General features: G+C 31.6%; 11 protein-coding genes. 4 read left to right on the top strand and 7 right to left on the bottom strand.

What is annotated here, in order from left to right; translation table 11 throughout:
- Positions 1-397, bottom strand: a 397-nt coding sequence (deoC, locus tag HMPREF2658_RS06595; protein WP_070854269.1) for a deoxyribose-phosphate aldolase, incomplete at its 3' end; no start/stop codon positions are given.
- A 314-nt stretch (positions 398-711) separates the two neighbouring features.
- On the opposite strand from deoC, the gene deoD reads away from it, so the two are divergent.
- The gene (gene deoD, locus HMPREF2658_RS06590; protein WP_000160304.1) at positions 712-1,422 is read left to right on the top strand and encodes a purine-nucleoside phosphorylase; all 711 of its coding nucleotides are present in this window, start codon (positions 712-714) and stop codon (positions 1,420-1,422) included.
- A gap of 120 nt (positions 1,423-1,542) precedes the next feature.
- On the opposite strand, the gene HMPREF2658_RS06585 is transcribed toward deoD, so the two are convergent.
- The 6 genes from HMPREF2658_RS06585 to HMPREF2658_RS06560 form a co-directional block, all read right to left on the bottom strand.
- Positions 1,543-1,986, bottom strand: a complete 444-nt coding sequence (locus tag HMPREF2658_RS06585) for a Dps family protein (RefSeq protein ID WP_000070865.1) — start codon at positions 1,984-1,986, stop codon at positions 1,543-1,545.
- 199 nt (positions 1,987-2,185) lie between these two features.
- On the bottom strand, positions 2,186-2,599 hold the full coding sequence (locus tag HMPREF2658_RS06580) for a thiol-disulfide oxidoreductase DCC family protein (protein WP_001123306.1): 414 nt from the start codon (positions 2,597-2,599) through the stop codon (positions 2,186-2,188).
- 457 nt (positions 2,600-3,056) lie between these two features.
- On the bottom strand, positions 3,057-4,430 hold the full coding sequence (locus tag HMPREF2658_RS06575) for an EVE domain-containing protein (protein ID WP_000123402.1): 1,374 nt from the start codon (positions 4,428-4,430) through the stop codon (positions 3,057-3,059).
- A gap of 673 nt (positions 4,431-5,103) precedes the next feature.
- Positions 5,104-5,334 carry a hypothetical protein gene (locus tag HMPREF2658_RS06570; RefSeq protein ID WP_000808821.1) on the bottom strand — a complete coding sequence of 77 codons (231 nt, stop codon included), beginning with the start codon at positions 5,332-5,334 and terminating at the stop codon, positions 5,104-5,106.
- A gap of 30 nt (positions 5,335-5,364) precedes the next feature.
- Entirely contained in the window at positions 5,365-6,303 is a 939-nt protein-coding gene (locus HMPREF2658_RS06565) for a type I phosphomannose isomerase catalytic subunit (protein WP_001127960.1), read from the bottom strand.
- 435 nt (positions 6,304-6,738) lie between these two features.
- The gene (locus HMPREF2658_RS06560; RefSeq protein WP_070854267.1) at positions 6,739-7,404 is read right to left on the bottom strand and encodes an SDR family oxidoreductase; all 666 of its coding nucleotides are present in this window, start codon (positions 7,402-7,404) and stop codon (positions 6,739-6,741) included.
- 151 nt (positions 7,405-7,555) lie between these two features.
- Here HMPREF2658_RS06560 and czrA point away from each other — a divergent pair, with 151 nt between their 5' ends.
- The 3 genes from czrA (at position 7,556) to HMPREF2658_RS06545 (ending at position 10,212) form a co-directional block, all read left to right on the top strand.
- On the top strand, positions 7,556-7,876 hold the full coding sequence (gene czrA, locus HMPREF2658_RS06555; protein WP_000003759.1) for a Zn(II)-responsive metalloregulatory transcriptional repressor CzrA: 321 nt from the start codon (positions 7,556-7,558) through the stop codon (positions 7,874-7,876).
- Between the two features lies 1 nt (position 7,877).
- Positions 7,878-8,855: a CDF family zinc efflux transporter CzrB gene (gene czrB / locus HMPREF2658_RS06550; protein WP_000019731.1), complete on the top strand. Its 978-nt coding sequence runs from the start codon at positions 7,878-7,880 to the stop codon at positions 8,853-8,855.
- A 265-nt stretch (positions 8,856-9,120) separates the two neighbouring features.
- On the top strand, positions 9,121-10,212 hold the full coding sequence (locus HMPREF2658_RS06545) for a hypothetical protein (RefSeq protein WP_000495676.1): 1,092 nt from the start codon (positions 9,121-9,123) through the stop codon (positions 10,210-10,212).
- The last annotated feature ends 51 nt before the right edge of the window (positions 10,213-10,263 follow it).

The raw sequence follows: 10,263 nt of genomic DNA, 5'->3' as shown, positions 1-10,263 counted from the left end.
CATGGTCCAACAATACCGTCTCAATAATCACTTTCACCGTGTGACCTTTCGCAGCTTTAACCACTGCTTCAATATCTTGTTGTACATCATCAAAACGTCCATCTTTTAATGCGCCGATGTTGATAACCATATCAATTTCATCTGCACCATTTTGAATTGCATCTTCTGTTTCAAATGCTTTCGTTGCAGTTGTCGATGCACCTAATGGGAATCCTATTACCGTACAAACGAGCACCTCTGAATCAGCTAGTCGCTCTGCTGCATATTTAACATGCGTTGGATTCACACATACAGATTTAAAATTGTATGCTTTCGCTTCATCGATGATTTGATCGATTTGCGTACGTGTTGACTCAGGCTTCAGTAAAGTGTGATCAATCAATTTTGCACTATTCATTTTCTATCTCCTCCTTTATGGTTGATTATAAAAATACGGTTGTAAATTAGTTGATTGAGCGTCAGGTTCATTTAAATATCAGGTTAGATGTCCGCTTTTTATGTAACCGCATACATATACTATTACATTAATTCATTTCCCATAAACAAACAATACAATTGAACATGATATCTTCATTATGAACGATGACTTGCCAACAAGCTAATCAGGATTATATTTTTATAATTCTTTAATTCTATAGTACAAAAATTCGCAAAAAAGGGAAACAAATGTTATCTTAAAATTATTAATGAATATTAAGGAGAAGATAACAAATGACAAAAGGTACACCACATATTCAACCAAATGGAGTAAAAATTGCTAAAACAGTATTAATGCCTGGCGATCCGCTACGCGCAAAATATATTGCTGATAATTTTTTAGAAAATGTTGAACAATTTAACGATGTACGTAACATGTTTGGTTACACTGGTACATATAAAGGTAAAGAAGTTTCTGTAATGGGTTCTGGTATGGGTATTCCAAGTATCGGTATTTACTCATATGAGTTATACAACTTCTTTGATGTAGATACAATCATTCGTATCGGTTCTTGTGGCGCATTACAAGAAAATGTTAACTTATACGATGTTATTATTGCACAAGCTGCATCAACTAATTCAAATTATGTAGATCAATACAATATTCCAGGTCATTTCGCGCCTATCGCTGACTTCGAATTAGTAACTAAAGCTAAAAATGTCGCTGACCAAATCGGTGCTACTACGCACGTAGGCAACGTATTATCTTCTGATACATTTTACAATGCCGATCCAACATTCAATGATGCTTGGAAAAAAATGGGTATTTTAGGTATCGAAATGGAATCAGCTGGTTTATATTTAAATGCGATTCATGCTGGTAAAAAAGCACTTGGTATTTTCACAGTAAGTGATCATATTTTACGTGACGAAGCTACTACACCTGAAGAACGTCAAAATTCATTTACACAAATGATGGAAATCGCTTTAGAAATCGCAGAATAACTTATTTAAATTGACTTTAATTGCTCTTTAACAATGCGATTAAACTCAAAAAGCCAACACATTCTGGGCGTATCCCCATTTATGTGTTGGCTTTTATTTATATTATTACTTATCTGTAGATTAGCTTAAGTAAGATTTAAACATCCAATTATGTTTATCTACTGATGTTTGCATACCTATAAACATATCTTCTGATACATCATCACCGGCATTTCCAGCAATTTCAATCGCTTTTTCTAATTGTTTTGAGATATTAGTGAAATCTTGAGATAATTCTTCAACCATTTGTTCTGCAGAGTAACCTTTCGCAGCTTCTTTAACAATTGATTGCTCTAAACATTCAGTTAATGTACCTACAGGGTTTCCTCCTACAGCTAAAATTCTTTCAGCTAATTCGTCTACATATTGACTTGCTTCATTATATAATTCTTCAAATTTAACGTGTAATGAGAAGAAGTTAGGTCCTTTCACATACCAGTGGAAATTATGTAGCTTTGTATAAGCTACTGTCCAGTTTGCTACTTGTTGATTCAATTCTTTTACAACATCTTGTTGATTACTCATATTTAATACACTCCTTAAAATTGTCTACGTCTTTCTTGTTTATATTAATTATTATATTATAATGATTCTAATCTGTAAAGTGTTTTTACTCTCTTTTTTATAATTATTCTAATTTAATTGTGAGGTGTTTCGCTTTTTAAATGCCTAAATTTTAATCCATCATCTAGTATGTCTATTATCAATTAATAACTATGTTTTATCAATCAGTAAGTTTTACTTTCGCATTATCATCTAAAAAGAATGATTTTTCATAATCATTTGGTTGGTGCCATGTTGTTTTCCACATTCTATTTCTATTATTAGCAAACATTCGATAACCGAAATTACGGACTGGTTTAGGTACAAGCCATAAACCTACGCCCAATAATTTAGTTCGATTAGGTAGTGCTGTGATTAGTTGAATAATCGCCTGCGATTCAAAATATATACGATCACCTTTCTGTAAAATCACACTATTTTTATTTGCCGCTTCTGGATGTTGTTTAAAAAATTGTTGTCCAACTTCACCTTTTAACGTGGCAAATTGATAATTTCTTGGTAGGTCATGTTGAATTAACCAAATGACATAGTTATAACAATATATACAGTTTCCATCATAATATACGATTGGCATAATTTATTCGCTCCTTCAATACTACTTATAGTCATTTTTCCTAATTTAAAAACATTTAAACAAGGTTGTCACTTAATAAGTCCTCGCTACACGAAATTGCCATAAAATTTATTTTTCAGTTTTATATTTATTGTATAATGCATTTTTTATTTACTTTAAATTTCTCAATCTACAGTGTAATATTATTTCTTATTATCAACTTAGCGTTTAGTCGTTCGTCTTATTCAATATACCACTGGAAAACTCATATAAAGTTTTAATCCATTAACATAAATTCATTTATATTCATATACTGTCTTTATTATTTATTAAAATAAAAACGAGTAATCTATCATAAGCTCTTAATTAGCTCTTATGGTTGATTACCCGTCATTTTTTCTTTATGCGGTTATTCAAATATGCAATTATGCAATTTTTAATCTTATCCTTACTTCTTTTCAAAAACTATCATATATCATTAGTCATGTTTGACTTTGACTATACGTGTGTATTTTAAAAACTGCTCTGAATATTTCTCCTTAATTTCCTCTAAACTGTCATATGTAATACCTACAATATGCCAATTAGGATTGAAATAATAGAAAGAATCTTTTTGTCGTGACCATTTAATCATATTACCGTCTTTATTATAACGTGGTAATGTTACTTCATAGCCTTCTAACACATTAATATACGTTTGGAAAATGTCTGTATCTATACGATTAAAATTATCAATAACTAAATAACTTTTATCCTTTTTAGGCATTAATTGAGTAATAAATCCTTCACGATAGTATAATGCCCCTGTTTCATTTGGTAAATACTTGCCATAAAGCATATCTTCTGAAAAATCAGGATGACCTGTTGTTATAACAGGATTTGCATTCGCTTTTTGCAATAAGTCATTAGCCGCTTTTAAGCCTTCTTCTTTTCGATCTACAACAAGTAAAATAAATGGCTTTAATGCTTCTTCTTTTTCACTTTCAAGCATATCTGGTTTTTGAACCATTTCAAATGGAGATTTCAACCCATTATTATCGCTCATTTCAATAATTGCATCATACTGTGCTTGTGACATACTTGCAATAGCCTGTTTTGCATTTTCTTGTAGGAAATATAAATTTTTCAATTTAGGATGCTTATTTAATGTACTTAATGTAATCGGCGTAATGTCTTTCTCATAAGACACTTCAATCACTGTACTATTTGTTCTACCAGGAATTGGTGGTTTTTCATGAATATGCTTTGATACTTCTCCAATTCCAACGACAGATTGATTTTTCGTTCGATTATAAAAAATAATATTGTCGCCTTCTTCTAACTGAGTATAAAAATGATAACCATTACGTTTAATACCGTTGTACGTGTGCGTATAAATCGTATATTGGTTTCCAGGTTCAAATTCTTCAGTTTCAGCTAAAAAGAAATAACGTGGTATCTTAATTTCGCCTTTACCAAGACCACTTATTAAATCAAACTCTTCTGCAGTGATTTGGTTGAACAATGTCTCTTTCATATTACTCATACGAAATTCCAAAGCTTCACTACGCTTTAAATAATCTGCTGTTAATGGTTTCAATTGTTCATTAAAACGAAACTGTACACGTATTTTATTTTGTGCACCTGTTTCAACACTAATTATTTCACCACATCCAAGTAGTCCAGTATCCGTCTGAACTTGATAAAAGATGACTTGATCTCCTACTTTAGCCTTTTTAAACGCTCTAAATCCTTGAGATGGGTTAAAATGTGCGCCTGATTCAAATAAAGCTGTTTGTCCTACTAACGGTTCATTATGATTCCAACGGTTATATCCACAATTCAACCAAAAATAATTCGTTTCTGCTGTCATCTTAATACTCCTTAACCTGAATAAATTTTAGAAACACTATGAATTACATTCTTTTAGTGTTTCTTATGCAGTTGGGCGCGTATGCGATCAACTGTATCCCCTTTGTTCACTGCGATTTTAATCGCATTTCCTATAACATTGTAGCGCCTAGGACATTAATTTATGTCCCAGACCCTTATCGTTTTCACTTCTAAGTAAATCGAACTATTTTGCTTTACAACAAGTGCGACTCTATATGCAGTTGGACACACACATACGATTAACTGTATAACTTTTAATCAGTTTTCTATATTTTATTTATTATATCTGTCTTAATGATAAAAATTGTTACAAACAGTTTAACATATTTAGCTACCTATTTTGCATATAAAAAAACATACTTACATACATTATGCAATAAAAACTACAAATTTATATATGATACCACTATGCTTGCTTATCTCTATAGCGCCATTGATACGCATTTTTAAAAATCTATACGCCTTTAGAATTTTAGCATGTCTTAATTTTCATTAAATATTAATTACTTCATTTTATATACACCAACAAAAACCCCCTCACTACTATGCAAGTGAGAGGTTATGTTGATGTGCTTTATTTTCATCAATGTCATTAACACAATCATATTTCTGCTGTTAATGCACTGTACTATATTCAAACGCGCTATCGACAATTAATTTGAAGCTACAAAGGTACCGCATAATGGCAGCACATTAATTAACAATGCGCTAAACTTTAATGAGGCGCTGATTTGCTTGTCTTTAAAAGTCAACATAGCACTGATAATTCCTAAAATAGCCACTATACGTGGAATTGTCATGCTCGGATACTGCGGTATATGTACGAAAGCACCAAGACCTGCTATCACACCACATACTAACGCAATATATAGAAATTGCTTCAAATCATTCACTCCTAAATTGTTATTACACTATTACACATAGCTAATCATCAATGTGAAATCACCTTCAAAGACACTATCCAAATCTTCAGAAGTCAAAATAAAGTTTGTACCAGTAGTCAGTTTGAAAATTTCACCATCGACAATCATTTGCCCTTCACCTTCCAACACTGTAACTAAACAGAACTCTCTAGGCTTCATATAATTTAACGTGCCAGAAATTTCCCATTTAACCAATGTAAAGAAATCATTCGATACAATGTGTGTACACTTATGGTTTTCAATAATTTCACTTTCAGGCAAAATATTAGGTAATGGTGCATTGTACTGAATAACGTCTAAAGCTTTTTCAATATTTAACGGTCTATCATTATATTGATTATCTTGACGATTGAAATCATAAAGTCTATATGTAATGTCTGACGATTGCATCGTTTCGTATGCTAGTATTCCTGAAGAAATAGTATGTACTGTTCCTGCTGGAATAAAATAGAATTCTCCAGGTTTTACTTTAATATATCTAAGTATCGACTCTATCGTTCCGTGTTGAACATGATTCGCAACTTCTTCTCTAGACTCTGCTAATGTCCCTATAACTATTTCTGCATCTTCTTCTGCATCTATAATATACCAACATTCAGATTTGCCATATTGCCCATTTTCATGCTCATAAGCATAAGAATTATCAGGGTGCACATGAATAGAAAGTGATTCTCTTGCATCCACTATTTTAGTTAGAAGCGGAAAATCTTTGCTTGGGAAATCACCAAACAATTCACGATGTTCTGACCAAATACGGTCTAATGTTTGACCTTGATATGGTCCATTAATAATCTCGCTCGTACCATTTGGATGTGCTGACACACACCAACATTCCCCAGTTGTATCATTGTCTAATTGATATCCAAACTCACTTAGACGTTGACCGCCCCATAATTTTGTTTTTAAAATTGGTTGTAAAAATAATGGCATTGTTGCACCTCCATTGTGATTAAGTAAGCAATAGAACTCTGATGTTGTTGTTCCATTATATTTTGATTTTGTTCTCATTTATATCGTATTATAAACTTCCACATTTCAAATTAACTATTAGTGATTGTACCATATTTACTAACATTGCAGTACTGCCAATTAAAGCGCTTCACTTAAATTTACAGTACTTTAACATATGTAAAATTTTATAGCATAGAGATTATATCTCTCTTACATTTGTACATATTTCCCTTTAAATTTACTCGCCCATTATACCAATTAATAAACAACTTTAATAGTTGTGCCATACATTGTTCAAATTCATTGTAAAACGCATAGACAATACGTACTTATTCATACTTATAATTCATCATTTTTAAAAAAATAACGAGTTACGAAAAAGTAACCCGCTTCAAATCATATTTACTATCCTTATTAATCCGTTTCATTTTCAAATTGAGTTAAAGCATCTTTAATGTCCTGGTCACCACTAATAATTTGAAACTCTTGGTGATTAAAATGATTGGATGTGACAATTTCTTTTAATACTGTCGCAACATCTTCTCTAGGAATTTCACCTTTACCTTCAAAATATTGTGCAGCTTCTATCTTTCCAGATCCTGCTGCATTTGTAAGTGCCCCTGGATGTAAAATTGTATAATTCAAACCTGAACGTCTTAAATAGTCATCAGCGTAATGTTTAGCAATTGTATATGGCTTTAAATCACCGCTATCATCAAAAGCCTGACGTCTCGAATCATATGTTGAAACCATGACATAGTGTTTAATATTAGCCTCTTTACTCGCAATCATTGATTTAACAGCACCATCTAAATCGACAATAATTGTTTTATCTGCACCTGTGTCCCCTCCAGAACCTACTGAAAAGATAACTTTATCGAATGGTTTAAACGTCTCAGTTAAAGTCTCTATTGAATCATTTTCAACATCAACAAGAATTGCTTTCATACCTTGTGATTTTAACGCATTAAGTTGATCGGATTGCCTAACACCTGCAGTAAATGGTACATTTTCTTTTGCTAATTGTTGCACTAGTAACGAACCTACACCGCCATTAGCACCTATAACCAAAATATTCATTTACAACACTCTCCTATTTATTATTCCCTATGCCATACCACTTTATGAGATATGTAAAACTTGTTACAACTATAAAAATCAATTGACATACTACTGGGAACGTATTAAATTAATATATGAACAAATATTCATATGAAGGGATTTTCATATAATGTCAGAACAATATTCAGAAATAAATACAGATACATTAGAACGCGTAACTGAAATTTTCAAGGCATTAGGCGATTACAATCGAATACGTATCATGGAATTGTTATCAGTCAGTGAAGCAAGTGTTGGTCACATTTCACATCAATTGAATTTATCTCAATCAAATGTCTCGCACCAATTAAAATTACTTAAAAGTGTGCATCTTGTGAAAGCAAAACGACAAGGCCAATCAATGATTTATTCATTAGATGACATCCACGTAGCAACTATGTTAAAGCAAGCCATACATCACGCGAATCATCCTAAAGAAAGTGGGTTATAATATGTCTCATTCACATCATCATGATCATATGCATAGTCATGTAACTACAAATAATAAGAAAGTATTGTTTATATCGTTTTTAATAATCGGTCTATACATGTTTATCGAAATCATCGGCGGTCTCCTTGCTAACAGCTTGGCATTACTATCTGATGGTATCCATATGTTTAGCGACACATTCTCATTAGGTGTTGCTTTAATCGCATTTATATATGCAGAAAAGAACGCCACAGCTACGAAAACATTTGGTTATAAACGTTTCGAAGTACTCGCAGCGTTATTTAACGGGGTAACGCTTTTTGTGATAAGTATTTTGATTGTTTTTGAAGCAATTAAACGATTCTTTGTTCCTTCTGAAGTTCAATCAAAAGAAATGTTAATCATTAGCATTATTGGTTTAATTGTCAATATCGTTGTTGCATTCTTTATGTTTAAAGGCGGCGACACTTCACACAATTTAAATATGCGCGGTGCTTTTCTACATGTTATCGGAGACTTATTAGGTTCAGTTGGCGCCATTACTGCAGCTATTTTAATTTGGGCATTTGGATGGACAATCGCCGATCCTATCGCAAGTATTTTAGTTTCCGTTATTATTTTAAAAAGTGCTTGGGGTATCACAAAATCTTCAATTAACATTTTAATGGAAGGCACACCAAGTGATGTTGATATAGATGAAGTTATAACTACTATTAAAAAGGATTCACGAATACAAAGTGTGCATGATTGCCATGTTTGGACAATTTCAAATGATATGAATGCATTAAGTTGTCATGTTGTTGTAGACCATACATTGACAATGAAAGAATGTGAATTATTATTAGAAAACATTGAGCATGATTTATTACATTTAAACATTCACCATATGACTATTCAATTAGAAACGCCTAATCACAAACATGATGAATCGATTATATGTTCAGGAACACATAGTCATTCACATAACCATCATGCTCATCATCACGCGCATGTACATTAATAATTTTAACCTACTGCCATTGCATCGATTAAACTTTTCAATGGCAATAGGTTTTTTATGTCTTTATGGCGACTTGTTTGGTCTTTGTTGATGCAATGTTTATTAACAAATTTTCAACTATTATTTCTTACATTAGTCATATTTTTGACAATTTACTATTATAATTCTCTAACTTTAGTCACTTTAATTAATTTTTATTAGATATTAATATGAAAATAACGTGTTTTTTGTTATTGTATTTATATGAAGAAAAGGAGGCACCACTTTGTTTACTTACTTTAAATCAGCATTTAAAAATGCTAAACCACAATTATTAATAACATTGATATATGCACTTATAGCATTTGCTGTAATTGCAGTTGTATATTTACTTGCTAATTTCCAGCTTGCTAAGTATGTACAAACTATTGCAATTTATTCACAATTTGGGCAAAAACCACCAGGAGATGCATATTTAAAAGTTATCGCTGTATTACTTATAGCAGCTGTAGTTTCACTGTTTGTTTTAGCTCAAATTTTCATCGGAATTACAAATGTTATGAAACGAGCAATGAGTCATGAAAAAGTAAAATTTACCAATTTATTTATTGCATTTAAAAAAGGTAATTATTTAAAGAGCGTTCTGATCGGCCTTGTATCTGTAGCAATGATTATCGTTCTTTCACTTCTGACATCATTACTATACAAATTATTTTCTCCAGTATCAGAAATGATTATGAATTCAGTACAATCATCATATGCAGATAGTACACACCTGGTTGGTATTGCTATTACAACTCAAAGCATCATAATCATTGTTGTTTTATTGATTAAAGCAATTATTACTTGGTTATTGTTAATACCTGTTTTCAACATTATGACTAGTTTCGTTGAATCAACTAACGATAAAGTAAAAACACACTTAGCTAATGGATTTAAAGCAATGAAAAATGGTCAAAAAACATTTTTCAAATTTTTCATTGGAATACTATTATTAAACTTAATTATTATTTTATTTAAAACACCTGTTGGTTACTTGATTTCATTTAATACGCAATCACTCTCTCAAAGTGTTGCAGAAAATATCATAAGAGTTTATACAGTAATGACAATCATTTTATTCGTTGTTATTCATGCAATCATTTTAATGGGTATCGTTCAATATTACTTAAAACGCGGCCAAAAAATTACTAAAGATAAAGTAAAAGCAGCTGACAAGAACAAAAAAGTTGTCACTGAACCAAAAAATACAAAAGTAGAAAATGATAAAGTGACAACATCTGTTGAAACAAAAACAGAAAAAGCACAAGATTCATTAAATGATAATACTACAAAAACAATGACTTCAGATAAACCAGAAGACAATCAACCAAAATAAATTTTAGAGCCCCTTACAACTTTAGTTGTTAGGGGCTCTTATGCATGCGCT

This window comes from Staphylococcus sp. HMSC062H10 (assembly GCF_001836945.1).
Taxonomy (GTDB): domain Bacteria; phylum Bacillota; class Bacilli; order Staphylococcales; family Staphylococcaceae; genus Staphylococcus; species Staphylococcus aureus.
This window is presented reverse-complemented; position numbering and strand designations above follow the sequence as displayed.

Bases quoted from the DNA above. Each gene is read 5' to 3' on its own strand.
- czrA (WP_000003759.1), top strand. From the start codon at position 7,556: ATGTCAGAACAATATTCAGAAATAAATACAGATACATTAGAACGCGTA.
- deoD (WP_000160304.1), top strand. From the start codon at position 712: ATGACAAAAGGTACACCACATATTCAACCAAATGGAGTAAAAATTGCT.
- HMPREF2658_RS06580 (WP_001123306.1), bottom strand. From the start codon at position 2,599: ATGCCAATCGTATATTATGATGGAAACTGTATATATTGTTATAACTAT.
- HMPREF2658_RS06575 (WP_000123402.1), bottom strand. From the start codon at position 4,430: ATGACAGCAGAAACGAATTATTTTTGGTTGAATTGTGGATATAACCGT.
- HMPREF2658_RS06560 (WP_070854267.1), bottom strand. From the start codon at position 7,404: ATGAATATTTTGGTTATAGGTGCTAATGGCGGTGTAGGTTCGTTACTA.
- HMPREF2658_RS06585 (WP_000070865.1), bottom strand. From the start codon at position 1,986: ATGAGTAATCAACAAGATGTTGTAAAAGAATTGAATCAACAAGTAGCA.
- HMPREF2658_RS06565 (WP_001127960.1), bottom strand. From the start codon at position 6,303: ATGCCATTATTTTTACAACCAATTTTAAAAACAAAATTATGGGGCGGT.
- czrB (WP_000019731.1), top strand. From the start codon at position 7,878: ATGTCTCATTCACATCATCATGATCATATGCATAGTCATGTAACTACA.